At 64.4% G+C, this 16,259-nt stretch carries 12 protein-coding genes and 1 riboswitch; of the genes, 9 read left to right on the forward strand and 3 right to left on the reverse strand.

Annotation, left to right across the window (positions count from 1 at the left end):
* Positions 1-115: 115 nt before the first annotated feature.
* Positions 116-1,891, forward strand: coding sequence for an SLC13 family permease (locus OKW20_RS12065; protein WP_043619720.1), 1,776 nt, complete (start codon positions 116-118; stop codon positions 1,889-1,891).
* A gap of 118 nt (positions 1,892-2,009) precedes the next feature.
* Entirely contained in the window at positions 2,010-2,489 is a 480-nt protein-coding gene (locus tag OKW20_RS12070) for an SRPBCC family protein (RefSeq protein WP_429172463.1), read from the forward strand.
* 173 nt (positions 2,490-2,662) lie between these two features.
* Here OKW20_RS12070 and OKW20_RS12075 read toward each other — a convergent pair whose 3' ends face one another.
* The 3 genes from OKW20_RS12075 to aspT form a co-directional block, all read right to left on the reverse strand.
* A complete protein-coding gene (locus OKW20_RS12075; RefSeq protein WP_429172465.1) occupies positions 2,663-4,342 on the reverse strand; it encodes an aspartate:alanine exchanger family transporter in 1,680 nt (559 codons plus the stop codon).
* Positions 4,343-4,518: 176 nt separating this feature from the next.
* Entirely contained in the window at positions 4,519-6,171 is a 1,653-nt protein-coding gene (locus OKW20_RS12080) for a bifunctional aspartate transaminase/aspartate 4-decarboxylase (RefSeq protein ID WP_429172466.1), read from the reverse strand.
* Between the two features lie 53 nt (positions 6,172-6,224).
* Positions 6,225-7,913, reverse strand: a complete 1,689-nt coding sequence (gene aspT / locus OKW20_RS12085) for an aspartate-alanine antiporter (protein ID WP_245281669.1) — start codon at positions 7,911-7,913, stop codon at positions 6,225-6,227.
* Positions 7,914-8,401: 488 nt separating this feature from the next.
* Between aspT and OKW20_RS12090 the strand changes: the two genes are divergently transcribed.
* From OKW20_RS12090 to OKW20_RS12120, 7 genes are all read left to right on the forward strand, one after another.
* A complete protein-coding gene (locus tag OKW20_RS12090; RefSeq protein ID WP_429172468.1) occupies positions 8,402-8,878 on the forward strand; it encodes a RidA family protein in 477 nt (158 codons plus the stop codon).
* Between the two features lie 184 nt (positions 8,879-9,062).
* Positions 9,063-9,278, forward strand: a riboswitch (cobalamin riboswitch).
* Positions 9,279-9,383: 105 nt separating this feature from the next.
* Entirely contained in the window at positions 9,384-9,797 is a 414-nt protein-coding gene (locus tag OKW20_RS12095; protein WP_429172470.1) for a DUF1636 family protein, read from the forward strand.
* Between the two features lie 22 nt (positions 9,798-9,819).
* Positions 9,820-10,623, forward strand: coding sequence for an ABC transporter ATP-binding protein (locus OKW20_RS12100; protein ID WP_429172472.1), 804 nt, complete (start codon positions 9,820-9,822; stop codon positions 10,621-10,623).
* Positions 10,620-11,573 (forward strand): ABC transporter substrate-binding protein, encoded by a 954-nt coding sequence (locus OKW20_RS12105; protein ID WP_429172474.1) that lies wholly within the window; start codon positions 10,620-10,622, stop codon positions 11,571-11,573. The genes OKW20_RS12100 and OKW20_RS12105 overlap by 4 nt, the downstream gene beginning before the upstream one ends.
* A gap of 3 nt (positions 11,574-11,576) precedes the next feature.
* Positions 11,577-12,644 carry a FecCD family ABC transporter permease gene (locus OKW20_RS12110; protein ID WP_429113835.1) on the forward strand — a complete coding sequence of 356 codons (1,068 nt, stop codon included), beginning with the start codon at positions 11,577-11,579 and terminating at the stop codon, positions 12,642-12,644.
* 92 nt (positions 12,645-12,736) lie between these two features.
* The gene (locus tag OKW20_RS12115; RefSeq protein WP_429172476.1) at positions 12,737-13,297 is read left to right on the forward strand and encodes a DUF924 family protein; all 561 of its coding nucleotides are present in this window, start codon (positions 12,737-12,739) and stop codon (positions 13,295-13,297) included.
* Between the two features lie 201 nt (positions 13,298-13,498).
* On the forward strand, positions 13,499-16,210 hold the full coding sequence (locus tag OKW20_RS12120; protein ID WP_429173426.1) for a mechanosensitive ion channel domain-containing protein: 2,712 nt from the start codon (positions 13,499-13,501) through the stop codon (positions 16,208-16,210).
* The last annotated feature ends 49 nt before the right edge of the window (positions 16,211-16,259 follow it).

A 16,259-nucleotide genomic window follows, 5' to 3' on the forward strand; every position in this document is an offset into this window, starting at 1 on the left:
ATTTGCCGAAACATGGGTTACGTCTTGCGTGAACTTCTGCGCGGATCGCGCGTTTCGGCTTTTGTCAGCCGCACGTTCCGTCCCGCCCAGTCCCTTCGCTGAACCCGGATATTGCATGACCGCCGATCAGTCTCTCGCGTTTATCGTCATCGGCGCCATGATGGCCTTCTTCATCTGGGGGCGGTTTCGATACGACGTGATCGCCTGTTCGGCGCTGATGCTGGCGGTCGCCGTCGGTATCGTTCCCTACGATCATGCCTTCGATGGTTTCAGTGACGACATCGTCATCATCGTCGGCAGCGCCCTGATCGTCAGCGCCGGGGTGGCGCGCTCGGGCATCGTCGACGCCGCCATCCAGCGGTTCCTGCCGAACATCTCCTCGGTCCGCGCACAGCTCGCCCTGCTGGTCATCACGGTGACGGTGCTTTCCGCCTTCATCAAGAACATCGGGGCGCTGGCGATCATGCTGCCGGTCGCCTTCCAGTTTGCCCGGCGGTCGAATGTTCAGCCTTCCGCCTTCCTGATGCCGATGGCCTTCGGCTCGCTGATCGGCGGGCTCATGACCCAGGTCGGCACGTCGCCGAATATCGTCGTCTCGCGCGTGCGCCAGGAGCTGACCGGCGAGAGCTTCACGATGTTCGATTTCACGCCCGTCGGCGCGACGCTGGCGCTGGTCGGCTGCATCTTTCTGCTGTTTGCCTACAAGCTTGTGCCGCAGCGCACCAGTCAGCAGATTTCCGTGCATTCGGCGATCGAGATCACCGATTACACCTCCGAGGCGGTGGTCGCCGCCGGTTCGCCGGCGATCGGCAAGGCACTCAGCAATCTGGTGAAACTCGGCGACGGCGGTGCCGTCGTCATCGCCATCTTTCGCCGCGGGCTGCACCTGGCGCCGCTGCCCGACGTGACGCTCGAGGCAGACGACATCCTGCTTTTCGAAGGCGGCCCGGGGGCGCTCGATCGTATTGTCTCGCAAGGCAAGCTGAAGATTGCCGGCGACCGCGCGCCGCATGGGCGGGAAAAGGCCGGTGACGAGATCGAGGCGATCGAAGCCGTGGTCGGCAGCGGTTCGCCGCTCGAAGGCATGTCGGCGCAGCGCCTGGCGCTGTTCAACACACATAACATCAACCTACTGGCCGTCAGCCGCCAGGGCGAGAGGCTGAAGCAGCGGCTCGGCAGCATTCGCCTAAGGGCCGGCGACATCATCGTGCTGCAGGGCGCACGGCGCGAGCTGACACACTTCCTCCAGGACTTCGGCTGCCTGCCGCTTGCGCAGCGCGAGATCCTGCTCGGCACCACCCGCAAGGCGCCGCTTCCGCTTCTGGTTCTGGCGGCCGCCATGGGCTCGACGGCGGTCGGTCTCGTGCCGGTGCCGATCGCCTTCTTTGCAGCGGCTCTTGCCATGGTCGTCTTTCGCATCATCCCCTTGCGCGACTTCTATCGCTCGGTCGATGGGCCGATCCTGGTGATGCTGGCGGCGTTGATCCCGGTCAGCGATTCCTTGCGCACGACCGGGGGGACCGATGTCATCGCGCAGTGGCTCGGCACGGTTGCCGCCGGCTTGCCGCCGGCCGGCGCGCTGACGATCATCCTGCTCGCCGCCATGGGAGTGACGCCGTTCCTCAATAATGCCGCGACCGTGCTGGTCATGGCGCCGATCGCCGCCAGCTTTGCCGGTGCCCTCGGCTACAAGCCGGAAGCCTTCCTGATGGCGGTTGCCATCGGTGCCGGCTGCGATTTCCTCACCCCGATCGGGCACCAGTGCAACACGCTGGTCATGGGGCCGGGCGGATACAAGTTCAGCGACTATCCGCGCCTCGGCCTGCCGCTGTCGATCGTGATCGTCATCGTCAGCATCCCGGCGCTGATGCTGGTCTGGCCGCTGCGTTAGGTGTTTGGCAGCTGCGGACGCGTGCTCTCGCAGAAATAGCCGTTACCGTGTACAGGTAGACGCGCGGTAGTACCGCCGCAGGCTTGCCTATCCGTGAGGACCAAAGGGAGAAGACGGTATGAGCCCCAAGCCCACCGGCCACGTCAGTGGCAACGACCTGATCCTGACGCGCACGTTTCGTGCCCCCATCGACGACGTCTGGACGAGCGTGACAAGGTCCGAGAGCACCGCGCTGTGGTTCGGGCGCTGGGAAGGCGAAGCCGGTCCCGGCAAGACCGTGCGGCTGCAACTGCTCCATGAGAAAAGCCAGCCATGGACGGATGTCTTGATCGAGGAATGCGCCGCGCCGCACCGCCTGGTCGTGGTGATGAAGGATGACGCCGGCGATTGGCGCATTGCGTTGACATTCACGCAGAGGGGCGATGAGACCGAGTTGCAGCTGCTGCAGACGCTGAGCGACCCGAAGCTCGCAGGAGACGTCGGGCCGGGCTGGGAATACTACCTCGACATGCTGGTCGCGGCGCGCGCCGGCAAGTCCCTGCCGTCATTCTCGGACTATTATCCGTCGCAGAAGGCGCATTATCTGGAAGGCGTGTAGACCGAGCAGGCCGCCAGTTGGACGGTCGCGTTCGATGCGCCGTTTGCCGCGTTGCCAGTGCGGGCCGCGCTGTTGTGTCGTTATGAGCGCGCGCGCCGCGACAGCAGCGTTGTCCAGGGCGCTCCCTCACGATCGCAATTCGCTCCGAGCGGCACCGCCCCGAGCCTCCCCGATTACGCCAGCACGGTGACGAGCACCGCGCCCCAGAGTGCGAGGAGTACGTTGCCGATCGCGTAGCCGAGACCGTAGCCGAGGGTCGGGACCTTGCTTCCGGCCGCCTCCTGCACGGCGGCAAGCGCCGGGGCCGACGTGCCGGCGCCACAGCAGGTGCCGGCGAGCACGCCTTCGTTCATGCGGAAGACCCAGCGGCCAAGCGCGAGTGCCGCGACATGCGAGATCGCGCAGATCAGGAAACTGGCGATGACCAGTGCCGGGCCGGACTGGACGAGGCCGGCAACGAAGCTCGGGCCGGCGGAGATGCCGACGCAGGCGATGAAGGCGCAGAGCCCGACGCTGTCGAAGAACCAGAGCGTCGCCTCCGGCACGAAGCCGAAGGTGCGCCGCACCGAGCGCAGCCAGCCGGCGCAAAGGCCGGCAATCAGCACGCCGACGGCGACGCCGAGGCCGATTTCGAGCGCGCCGAGCTTCAGGGCGGGGATGCCGATGAGGCCGCCGAGGAAGATGAAGACGCCGACGAAAACCATGTCGGTCGCGGTCGTCTCACGGTCGGCATAGCCCAGAAGCGTGGCCGCTTCCTCGACATGGCGCCTGGCGCCGGCAATCGACATCACATCGCCGCGGCGCACCGTCAGGCCGGGAAAGATCGGGATCGGCTGGCCGGCGCGCAGAATGCTGCGCAGGAACACCGAGCGCGATTCCGGCTGCTGCCGTAGCTGCCACAGGCGTTTTCCGGCGACATCCTTGTTGGTCACCACCACGTCCAGCACTTCGACGGGAATGTCGAGAAGGGTGCGGTCGTCTATTTCGGTGCCGATCCGGCTGGAATATTCGACCAGGAAGCCGCGAAGGCCGGCAACGGCGATGACGTCGCCAGCCTGCAGCCGCTGCTTGCGGGTAGGGGTAATGATCTCCTGGCCCCTTCGGATCTGTTCGATATAGGCCTTCTGGTTTTCGGGCACCCTGGCTTCCGCCTCTTCGACGGTGAGGCCCACGAGGTTGTCGCTGATCACGAAGGCGCGTGCCTCGATTTCGCGGCGGGCGCTGTCGCCACTGTTTTGCGGGGCGATGTTGAGCTCGGCCTCGAGCTCGGCGCAGGCGTCCTTCAGGCTGCGGCCGAACAGGCGGGGCGCCAGTTGCGACTGCACCAGGATGGCGGTGACGACGCCGACGAGATAGGCGACGGCAAAGCCGGTCGCGACGGCCGATTCGAACTGGCTGGCAGCCTCCGGTGTCGGTGCCGTCTTGCGGAAGGTGTCGATCGCAACGCCGACGGTCGCCGATTCCGTCGCGCCGCCTGCTAGCACGCCGGCCGCCGTTCCGAGATCGAAACCGAAGAGCATGGAAAGCACGATCGCCACACCGAGGGCGACGACGCAGAGCGTTACGGTCACGGCGATCTGCGGCAGGGCATCGGCGTTGAGGCTCTGGAAGAATTGCGGGCCGGTGCGATAGCCGATGGCGAAGAGAAAGAGCAGGAAGAACGCCTGCTTGACGTCGTTGGAAAGCTCGGCCCCGGTCTGGCCGATCAGCACGCCGGCCAGCAGGCAGCCGGTGACGGCGCCGATCGTGACCCCGAAGACGGTGATCTTGCCGATCGCGTAGCCGATGCCGAGCGCCAGGAACAGGGCGAGTTCCGGATGCGCGCGCAGAATGCTGAACAGGTGATCGGTCACGCGGCGTTTCCTCTCGGTGCCAAGCCGAAGAATGCCGCTTCAGCTGGATGATGCGCTGGTTGCTGGGCCGGCGGAAGACGGTCGCCAGCCGGAAATGCGGGGATGCTTGCAGGCCGAAGGAAACGCCGGCCGGGCGTTGGAAGGGCGGCCGACTGTTTGCCGGCCGCCCTCGGTGGTCAGCTGATTTTCAGGCCTTTCGCCGCCTGGTAGGTCTGGACGTAGCCGCGCGCCACCGAGCGCACGGCGCGGCCGATCTGCGAATAGGCGTCGTCGTTGAGGTTGGCGAAGGAGACGCGCGCCGACCAGCTCGGCGCATCGAAGCCCGAACCGTTGAGCAGCACGATGCCGTGGTCCTCGGCAAGCCGGAAGGGGATGTCGAGCGGGTGGATGTTGTCCTTCACCCAGGTGACGACATCTTCGCCGACATATTTGCGCAGCCAGAACTCGAAGTCGATGATGCCGTAATAGTGGTCGAAGTAGATGCCGGGATTGGACTCGACCCCCATGCCCTCGATCAGGTTCCAGAACCGCTTCGTGCATATGGCCATGCAGGCCTTCTGGTAGACCTTGTCGACATCCATCAGCTCGACGAGGCTGAAGAGCGACATCATCACCTGTTGCGGCAGCGACAGGCCGGCGGTGTGGTTCAGCGCCACGTCACGGCTGTCAGCGACGATGCGGTCGATGAACTTCACCTCGCGCGGCTTCGGCGTCATCGCCTTGTAGCGCTTTTCCAAGAGCTTCTGGATCGGCTCGCCATGGGCCTTGATCTTCTCGTCGAAGATGTTGTCCTGCGCCACCGCGATGACACCGAGGCGCCAGCCGGTGCAGCCGAAATATTTCGAGTAGGAATAGACGCCGATGGTGTTGCGCGGCAGATGGCCGAGAATCGACTGGAAGCCCGGAACGAAGGTGCCGTAGACGTCGTCGGTGAGCACGATCAGGTCGGGGCGCTTCTTGTTGACGAGATCGACAAGGCGCTTGATCGAATCCGGATCCATTGCAACGGCCGATGGATTGCCGGGGTTGACGAGAAACAGCGCCTTCACCTTGGGGTTTTCGAGCGCCTTGATGTCTTCGTCGGTGAACTGGAAGCGATCCTCCTGCTCGGCGCTGACATTGATGGTCTTGAGATCGTAGTCCTCCAGTTCCGGCATTTCGAGATAGGGCGTGAAGATCGGCGTGCCGAGTGCGATCGTGTCGCCGGCGTTAAGCAGGCGGGCGTTCTTCAAGGCCTTGAAGATGTAGCACATGGCGGCGGTGCCGCCTTCGACCGGGTAGAGGTCGAACTGCGCCTTTGGCCGGTGGCCGGCGCACATCGCCCACATCAGATATTCATGGGTGATGATTTCGTTGTGATGCAGCGCCCGGTCGGGCACCGGATAGTTGTCGCCGATGATCGAATCCGTCAGCTCGTGCACGAAGGCGTCCGCATCGAAGCGGAACGTGGTGATGGCATAGTTGACGGCGTCGGAGAGCGTCTTTGCCGGCGGCACGCCTTCATCCTCTTCGTCCCAGTCCGCCGTGTTTTGCAGCAGCTTCTTCGTCCACTTCTCGAAGCGGGCATGGGCGCCGTCCTGCGGCGGCATGCCGGCCACACCGGCCTTCGGGTCGTAATAGGCGCGCTTGGCTTCCGTCAGAGCGAACTGGCCGAGCAGGAAGAAGGCTTGGCGGGCACGCGTCGCCGTCCAGTTCGGGTTGCCGCGGCCGGCGTTGAGGAAGGCCTTGGCGGATTTCTGCGAGCTCGTCTTGGCGAGCTTGATCAGCTCGTCCTTGATTTCGAACGGGCTCAGATCGGAAATGCTGTCGTAGAAATTTCTGTCCAACATGATCCACACTCCCTGTGATCAATAAGCGAAGGTCTCGGTTTCTGAAGCCCGCCTCAGGCGAGCATGATGACGATGACGAGACCGAAGATGGTGAGCAGCGTGTTGCCGATGGCGTAGGGCATGCCGTAGCCGAGCGCCGGCACCTTGCTCTTGGCCGCCTCCTGGATCATGCCGAGCGCTGCCGTCGTGGTTCTGACGCCGGCGCAGGCGCCAAACAGGATCGCCGGATGGAACTTGAAGACGTAATGGCCGATAAGCACCGAGGCGATCATCGGGATCGAGGTTGCGACCACGCCCCAGATGAACAGCGAAATGCCGACTTCCTGAAGCCCGGCGACGAACCCGGGCCCCGCGCCAATGCCGACCACGGCGATGAAGATGTTGAGGCCGAGCGTGTTCATCAGCCACAGCGCCGGTGAGGGGATGCGGCCGAAGGCGGGGTAGGTGGTGCGCAGCCAGCCAAGCACGAGGCCGGCCAGCAGCGCGCCGCCGGAGGTCGAAAGCCCGATCGGGATGCCGCCGATGGTGATCGTGAGCGCCCCGATCATCGCACCGATGAAGAGCCCCCAGCCGAGGAAGGCGATGTCGGTGGTTTCGACCGGCCGGTCGGCAAAGCCGAGCGCCTTGATCGCCGTTTCGACATGATGTTTGGCGCCGCCGATGGTGACGATGTCGCCGCGCTCGACGGTGGTGCCGGGCAGCACCGGGATCTCGACCAGCGAGCGGATGATCTTGCGGGCATAGACGCCGCGCGCCCAGTCCATGGTGCTGACCTCCGCCAGCGTCTTGCCGGCGAGCGCCTTGTTGGTCACGTAGACGTCGACCACCTCGGCTTCGGCGTTCAGCAGTTGCTTGTCCTCGACCTCCGTCAGCTTGGTGTCGAGGTTCTCGACGAGCAGGGCACGCCGGCCGGAGAAGGCGACGACGTCGCCCGGCTGCAGCACGGTGTTGCCGTCCGCTTCGATGATCTCGCTGCCGCGACGGACCCGCTCGACATAGACACGGATGCCGGGAAGCAGGTTCTTGACCGGCGTCCCGGTCAGGCCGCTTGCCGCATCGATCCGGTAGGCCCGAAGACCGAAGTCGTGGTAGGCGCTGGTGATGCCGGGTTCGCTGCTCGACGTGCCGCCGCCAAGCTTGGCCTCATATTCCTTGCAGGCGGCCGGCAGATCGATGCCGAGCAGCCTTGGCCCGAGCTGGGCGAGGATGATCGCCGAGCCGATCGTGCCCCAGATATAGGTCACCGCATAGGCGATCGGGATCTGGTCGGCAAAGGTCTTGGCCTGTTCCGGCGTCAGCCCGAGCGAATTGATCTGGTCGGTCGCAACGCCGATCGCAGCCGAGATCGTCTGCGAACCGGCATACATGCCGGCGCCATAGCCGAGCGGCAGCCCGGCAATCAGCGCGCAGAGATAGGGAACGATCAGGCAGAGCACCAGCACGGAGAGCGCAAAGGCGATCTGTTTCGGTCCATCGGTGCTCAGGCCTCGCACGAATTGCGGCCCGACGCCGTAGCCGACGGCGAAGAGGAAGATCAGGAACAGGGTGGATTTGAGGTCACCGGAAACCTGGATGCCCAACTGCCCGATGAGAACGCCGGCCAGAAGCGTGGCGGTGACATTGCCGAGGTTGAACCCCGCGACCTTGATCGGACCGATGAGGAAACCGATGCCAAGCGCGAGGAAGACGGCGACGGGTGGATAGGTCCGAAGCGTGTCGACGAAAAAATCGATGGGATTCACTGCTGCTATTCCCTTCAGAAAGTTGAGTTGCCATCACTTCATTTCGGGATCTGCGCGGCTAAGTTGAGCTTGTTTTCGGATCTTGTCGATGCCCAATCTTAATCCCGGCAATTGTCGCTTCGGTCGTCGAAATTCTCAACCGGCATAGGGTTACGTGAGCGTAACGTATGTTACATTTCAGCGGTTTTACTTGGGGTGCGCGCCTGGCGGGCGCCGCGATGCGTCCGCCGCATGCGATCGAAACACGGATGCGCGCGGCCGGGTCGCGCCGGCACTTCAACTCTGGTGTTGTAATTCGTAATGTTATCTCGCAACGTGAGGCATGAGGCGTTTTCTCCTGGCTATGCTTGAACATACGGCTGGAGGCGCAAGGAACGGTGGGCCTTACTGCTTGCGATAGGGGCGACAGAACTTCGAAGGGTCGAGATGGAAAGCGGTATCGTCTCCGCAAGCGCGGCCGGTTCGTAAGATGACGAGGAGGGGGAGCAATGATGGATGAGGTTATCCGTAGGCTGGGGGCGCTTGGCATTCAGCTTCCAACGCCGCCGAAGCCGCTCGGCGCCTATCGCGCGGTGATCGAGGCGGGCGAGATGCTTCATGTCTCGATGCAGGGGCCGCTGCTCGACGGGCGCTTCGTGCATACGGGGCTGCTCGGGCGCGACGTGACGATCGACGAGGGGCGCAAGGCGGCCGAGTTGGCGGTGCTCAATGCGCTGGCGCAGATCCACGAACATCTCGGCCGTTTCGAGCGCATTCGCCAGATCGTCCGGTTGGAGGGGCATGTCGCCTGCACCGAGGATTTCCTCGACCACCCGAAGGTGCTCGACGGCGCCTCCGAGTTTCTGGCTGCCGCCTTTGGCGAAAGGGCCGGCCATATCCGCTCCGTCTGCGGCGTGCGCAACCTGCCGGGCAACGCCGCGGTGGCGGTGACGCTGACGGCCGAGCTCTTTCCGCCGGAGTTCTGAGGCGTCACGGCCGTCTGTCGGCCTTACGGCGGATTTCGGCTGTTGAGCGTCGGATCGTGTCCGACGCTCAATTTTCGGCTTGCGCGACGTAATGTTATTTAATAACAAACTGCGCATGACGATACGCCGCATGTTGATAGATCCTTCCCGCCTGTGCCGTGCGGTTGTCTCCCCCGTCGAAACATGCGAGGAAGGCGGTGATGGTGCTGCGTCCGCGACAATGCGGAGGCGGCTGAAAAGGGAACACGGAACGGACGACCCTGATGGGGCCGAGACCGTGGCTGCCCCCGCAACTGTGAGCGGAAAGCGCATTCACACCATGTCACTGGCGATCAGCCGGGAAGACGTGGATGCGCCACGACCCGCGAGCCAGGAGACCTGCCATCGAACCGATCAACCACAACGGACGGGGTGTTCCGATGGAAAAGAACTGGCTTTCGCACGACGGCTATCCGTCCTTCTGCCGTTTCGCCATCTCTTGCCGTCAGTCCGGCGGAGGGCAGGAATGGCTGAGCCGAATTTCCGACAGCACAAGATAACGGTCTGCACCGATTGCCGCTTCACCGGTGGCCCCTGCGCGCCCGGCGCCGAGCTGATCAAGCGGCTGAGCGGCAGCATCGCTGCACTCGGCGCACCGCTCGATCGTGACTTCTCGATTGCCGGCACGGTGTGCATGGCGGCCTGCACGCGGCCCTGCACCATCGCCTTCCAGGCGACGGGAAAGGCGACCTATCTCTTCGGCGACGTCTCGCCGGACGAAGACATCGACGATCTCGTACGCTTTGCCACAACCTATGCCGAGCGTGGCGATGGCATGACGCGGGCGGCCGAGCGGCCACGCGGGTTGAAAGGCAAGACGCTTGCCCGCATCCCCGCAGCGATGCTCGTTTCCGAAGACCTCGGCGGGCACTTCCAATGACGGCGCAGGGAGGGATCAACCCATGAGCTGCACGGCAACGGGAGCGGCACTCAAGGTCGAGGGCCTTCACTGGGGGCCGCGCGCCGGGCTGACGCTGGTCAAGGACATCGGCTTTTCGATCGCGGCGGGCAGCCGGCTTGCGATCCTCGGGCCGAACGGTGCCGGCAAGACCTCGCTTCTGCGCTGCCTCTACCGGGCGGTGCAGCCGAATGCCGGCCGTGTTTCGGTCGATGGCATCGATCTCTGGTCGATCTCGGCGCGCGAGGCAGCAAGGACGATCGCCGTCGTCCTGCAGGAAATGCCCGGCGACTTTCCCTTCAGCGTGCGCGACGTCGTGATGATGGGGCGCATTCCGCGGCGGGAAGGCTTGAGCGGCTGGAGCGATTTCGACCGCGATCGGGTGCAGCATGCACTCGCGCATCTCGATCTCGCGCATCTGGCCGGTCGCCAGTTCGCCACACTTTCGGGCGGTGAGAAGCAGCGTGTGCTGATTGCCCGCGCTCTGGCGCAGGAGCCGCGCATCATCATTCTCGACGAGCCGACCAACCATCTCGACATCCGTCACCAGCTCGAAATCCTCGAGTTGCTGCAGACGTTGAAGCTGACGATCGTCTCGACGCTGCACGACATCAATCTCGCCGCCGAGTTTGCGACCGACGTCGCGATCCTGACTGCCGGGCGGCTGACGGCCTTCGGCACGCCCGAAGAGGTGCTCAGCCCCGGCGAACTTTCGGCCGCCTTCGGCGTCACTGCCACCGTTCACAATGCTTCCGCCGGCGGCGCCCGCTTTTCCTTTTCACTTCCTCGACAGGGATCTATTTCATGAAGATCAATATTGCCCCATTTTCCCTTCTTTTCGTGCTGGCCGCCGCCACGCCGGCGCTCGCCTATCCGGTCACGGTCAAGAGCTGCAACCGCGAGGTGACGTTCGACGCCGCGCCGCAACGCGCGATCGCCAACGACGTCAACCTGGTGGAGATGATGCTGGCGCTGAGGCTCCAGGATCGCATGGTCGGCTATACCGGCGTTTCCGGCTGGAAGACGCTGGACGAGAAGCTGCGCGAAGGCGTCAAGGAACTGCCGGAGCTTTCGGAGAAGTATCCGACCAAGGAAGTGCTGCTCAACGCCGACGCCGACTTCTTCTTTGCCGGCTGGAACTACGGCATGAAGGTCGGCGGCGAGGTCACGCCCGAAACCTTGGCGCCCTTCAAGATCGGCGTCTACGAGCTGACCGAATCCTGCATCCACGTGATGGCCAAGGCAAAGCCAACGATGGACGACATGTTCGTCGATCTTCTCAATCTCGGCCGCATTTTCGGCGTCGAGGATCGCGCCGAGACGCTGGTTGACGGCTACCGCCGCCAGCTTGCCGAGATCACCAAGGCGAATGCCGGCAAGGAAAAGCCGACACGGGTCTTCGTCTATGATTCCGGCGAGGAAAAGCCCTTCACGTCCGGCCGCTTCGGCATTCCGACGGCGATGATCGAGGCTGCCGGCGGCGCCAACATCATGGATGATGTCGACAAGAGCTGGGTGGAGATCTCCTGGGAGCCGGTGATCGAGCGCAATCCGGAAGTGGTCGTCATCGTCAACTACGGCGAGGTGAAGGCCGAGGACAAGATCGCCTTCATGAAGACCAATCCGGCATTCAAGAATGTCGATGCCGTCAGGAACGATCGCTTCGTCGTGCTCGACTATGTCGAGGCAACGCCGGGCCCGCGCAACATCGACGCCATCGCCCGTCTCGCCAAGACCTTTCACGGCGAAGGCCTGTAACCGATGCTGGCTGAGGATACGTCGGCTGACACCGTTGCGGTTTCGCGTGCCGCGTCTCAACGGGTGGCCCGCAGCGGTTTCGGCCTTGCCGCGGGCCTGCTGCTGCTTCTCCTGACGGTGACGGCCGCCGTATCGCTCGGCTCGGCGCAGATCCCGGTTGCAACCGTCTGGTCGATCATCGCGAGCAAGATTTCGCCCGGTAGCGTCGAGGTCTTCTGGTCGGCGGGCCGCGAGAGCATCGTCTGGGACGTGCGCCTGCCGCGGGTGATGCTGGCGGGCCTCGTCGGGGCTGGGCTGGGGCTGACCGGCGCCGTGCTGCAGGCGGTCACGCGCAATCCGCTCGCCGATCCGCATCTGCTCGGCGTTTCCTCCGGTGGCGCGCTCGGCGCGATCGTGGCGCTGCTGCACACCGGCATGATCCTCGGCCTTGCCACGGTGCCGCTCTTTGCCTTTGCCGGCGCGCTGCTCGCAACCGTGCTGGTCGCTTACGTCTCCCGCGTGCTCGGCAGCAGCGCCGACCGCCTGGTGCTCGCCGGCGTCGCGGTCGCCTTCGTCTTAACGTCCGTCGGCAACCTCATGATTTTTCTCGGGGATCCGAGGGCGACCCACACGGTCATCTTCTGGATGCTCGGCGGCCTCGGCCTGGCGCAATGGTCGCAGCTCGTCTATCCCGGCGGGGTGCTTTTCGTCTCGCTCGCCTGGCTGATGATCCGGGCGCGCGAGATCAATGCGCTCGCCATGGGCGACGAAACGGCGATGACGCTCGGCATTCCCGTGCGCCGCTTCCGGCTGACGCTGTTCGTCGTCACCGCACTTCTGACCGGGGTGATGGTCGCCTTTTCCGGCGCGATCGGTTTCGTCGGGCTGATGGTGCCGCATTTCGTGCGGCTCCTGGCCGGCAGCGACAACGTCAGGGTCATTCCGCTTTCGGCCTTCTTCGGGGCGCTGACGCTCATCCTTGCGGATCTGACGGCCCGCGTCATCATGGCGCCGGAGGACATGCCGATCGGCGTCGTCACCGGTCTCGTCGGCGGCATCGCCTTCATTGCCATCCTGAAGCGACGCGCGTAAGGCGGGTAGGAACAAGTTATGGACAAGGGCCGGTTCCGGCCTATGTGTTAGCGGGGGCCGGGCGATCGGCGATTGGGCCGCAAGAGGAGCATATGGCGAACGAAGCTGACATTTGCACGCCGCAGGACGTTCTGGACTTCTGGTTTGGCGAACTCACCTATGACGACTGGTTCGGGACGAGCCACGAGCTCGACCAGGCCTGCATCCGCCGCTTCCAGGCGTCGCACCTGGCGCTGGCCCGGGGCGTCGACGAGACCTGGCGGGCGAGCCCGGAGAACCGGTTGGCGGCGATCGTGCTTTTGGACCAGATGCCGCGCAACATGTTTCGCGGCACGCCGCTCGCCTTTGCCACCGATTGCCTGGCGCTGCACGAGGCGAAGCTCGCCGTCGGCACCGGCGCTGACATGGCGATCAAGCCGGAATGGCGCGCTTTCGTCTATCTGCCCTTCGAGCACTCGGAAAACCTTACCGACCAGACCATGTCGGTGAAGCTCTTTACCGAGCTCGGCGATGCCGATTATCTCGACTATGCCATCCGGCACCGCGAGGTGATCGAGCAGTTCGGCCGCTTCCCGCATCGCAACGCCTTTCTGGCGCGCGGCTCGACGGAGGCCGAACTTGCCTATCTGGCGCAGCCCGGCGCCGGCTTTTAACGGGAAAGCGGGCGCCGGCGACGATTTATCGCCGTTCTTTGCATCTTTCCGCCGTCTTTCGTATTCACATCGAAACGTGAAGACGGCCGGAGCGATTCCGGGCCACGGTCTCAATCTGCAAGGATCATGAAATTGCGTTCTGTCGGAAAACTGCCCGCCATTCTCGTCTGCCTGCTGGCGCTTGCCGTGGGCGGCCCGGTCATGGCCCAGAAGGCGGCGCAACCGGCACAGGCAACCGCACAGACAAACGCGCAAGGGGGCCAGAAATCGGCGCAATCGCCGCAAACGTCTCAGACCGCCACCCAGCCCGCTGCCGGCAAGCCGGCGCAGGAGGGGCAGCCAGCCGAGAACGGCGCGACCCCCGGTACCGCCGAACCTGCAGCGACAGCCACCCAGCCGGCCGAAAATGCCCAGCCGGCGGCCGACGCCGTGCCGGCTGATGCGACGCCGCCGGCCCAGGCCCAGGCGGCGGAGCAGCTTGCCAAGGCCGGCGAGGAACTGAAGGGGCTGACCGACCGCGTCGAGAAGGCCAAGGACGACGACATCGTTCTTGCCGACCTCAAGGTTCAGGTCGACGCGCTTGCCAAGCAGATCATCGGCGTTTCGGTTTCGACCCGCCCGCGCCTCGACGAAATCAAGGCGCGGCTCACCGAACTCGGCGATCCGCCGGCCGAGGGGCAGCCGCCGGAAGCCGACATCGTGACCGCCGAACGCAAGCGGCTGATGGCCGAGCGCGGTGCGATCAACGCGTTGACCGGAGAGGCCGAAGGCCTGTCGGTGCAGGCGACGAAGCTGTCCAACGCCATTACTGCGACCCGTCGCGCACTGTTTTCCAATACGCTTTTGAAGAACACCGAAGTGTCGACCGGAATGTTCGACGACGCGCTGGCCGCTACGGCGGACGAAACCCGGGTTCTGTCTCGCAGTGTCGGGAGCTGGCTGAGCTTTGCCTGGAACTATAAGCGCGTGCCGCTCCTGACGGCGCTGTTCCTGTCGCTGCTGGCGGCGCTGGTGTTTCTTTCCGGCAGCCGCAGGCTCTTTCGCCCGCTGATCGAGCATGACATCACCGACGAGGAGCCGAGCTACTTCCGCAGGCTCTCGGTCGCCTTCTGGTCGACGTTGATCCCGACGATCGCTTCGGCCGCCTTCGCCATCTCCAGCTTCCTGTTCCTGCGCGGCTTCAACGTGCTGCGCTCCGATATCGCGCCGATCATTGCCGTCACACTCGGTGTGGCCGTGGTCGTGTTCTTCGTCACCAGGCTCGCCCAGGCGGTGCTTTCGCCACGCGATTCGCGCTGGCGGCTGGTCCGGGTGTCCGATCGTGGCGCCCGGATGCTGATGATCGCGATCTTCGCCATGGCGCTGGTCAACGGTCTCGATTACCTCTTCGGCGGCGTCAGCGAGGCACTCGGTTCGCCTGTCGTCCTGACCGTCGTCAAGAGCTACATTGCCTCGATCGTCATCGGCCTCATCATCATGGCTTCGGCCTGGATCAAGCCGACGCTCAGGAAAGATGAATCCTTCGATGCCCATGGTCGCGCCTGGCCGCGGGTGGTGTCCTTTGCGCTGCTTGCGACCGGCGCCTTGCTCATCATTGCCGCTGTGTCGGGCTATGTCGGTCTTGCCCGCTTCATCGCCACGCAGATCATCATTACGGGCGCGATCCTCGTCACGATGTATATCGGCATCCTCACCGGCCGGGCGGTTGCCAAGCAGGGCGCCTTTGCCGAGACCGCCGCCGGGCGTTATCTCGAGCGGCGCTATAATCTCGAACAGGTGGCGCTCGACCAGATCGGCCTTGCCGCGGGCCTCAGCATCTACGCGCTGGTCGTGATGTTCTTCATCCCGCTGATCCTCTTGCAGTGGGGCTTCCAGGTCGCCGACATCGAGTCCTGGGCCTACCGGATGGTGACCGAGATCAAGATCGGCTCGATCACCATTTCGCTGGTTGGCATTCTCGCCGGCATCCTGTTCTTCGCGCTCGGCTACGCCGTCACCCGTTTCGTGCAGCGCTGGATCGACGGCAACATCATGGCGCGCAGCCGGGTGGACGCCGGCGTGCGCAACTCGATCCGCACCGGCATCGGCTACACCGGCGTCGGGCTTGCGGGGCTGATCGGCCTGTCGGCGGCCGGCATCGACCTCTCCAACCTCGCGCTCGTCGCCGGTGCTCTCTCGCTCGGTGTCGGTTTCGGCCTGCAGAACATCGTCTCGAACTTCGTTTCGGGGCTCATCCTGCTTGTCGAGCGTCCCTTCAAGGTGGGGGACTGGATCGTCAGCGGCACGACGGAAGGCTTCGTCAAGCGCATCTCGGTCCGCGCGACCGAGATCGAGACCTTCCAGCACCAGTCGATCATGATGCCGAACTCGCTGCTCATCAACGCCTCGGTCGGCAACTGGACGCACCGTAACAAGCTCGGCCGCTCCGAAATCGCCATCACCGTCACCTATGCCAGCGAGCCGCGCCGGATCATGGAGTTGCTGGCAGAAATCGCGGCCGCCCATCCGATGGTCCTGAAGAACCCGTCGCCGAGCGTCGGCTTCACCGCCTTTGGCGATGACCGCATGACCTTCGAATTGCGCATCTACGTCGCCGACGTCCTCACCGGCGGCGGCGTGCGCAACGACCTGCGCGTCTCGATCTACGAGCGTTTCCGCGACGAGGGCATCGGTGCGCCGTTCCCGGTCAAGATCGAGGATGTGCCGGTCGAGGACCAGACCGGTATCGAAAGCCATCATCCGGAAGAGGTGGGCGAGCCGAAGGGCGCCACCTCCGCCGAGGCACGGGCCGCGGCCAAGTCTGCCGCTTCGGACAAGAAGACCGCCGCTGCTGCGCCGCTCGACGAGGAGCGCGACGCGGAGGAAACGGGCAGTCGCCGGGTGGCCAGCCGCCGGACAAACCCAAACCGCTGATAAACGGACCGTTCAGCCACTATTCAGCCGGCCTGCCATAAAAAGCATG

It is taken from the genome of Ensifer sp. LBL, from assembly GCF_050435225.1.
In the GTDB taxonomy this organism is placed as follows: Bacteria; Pseudomonadota; Alphaproteobacteria; order Rhizobiales; family Rhizobiaceae; genus Ensifer.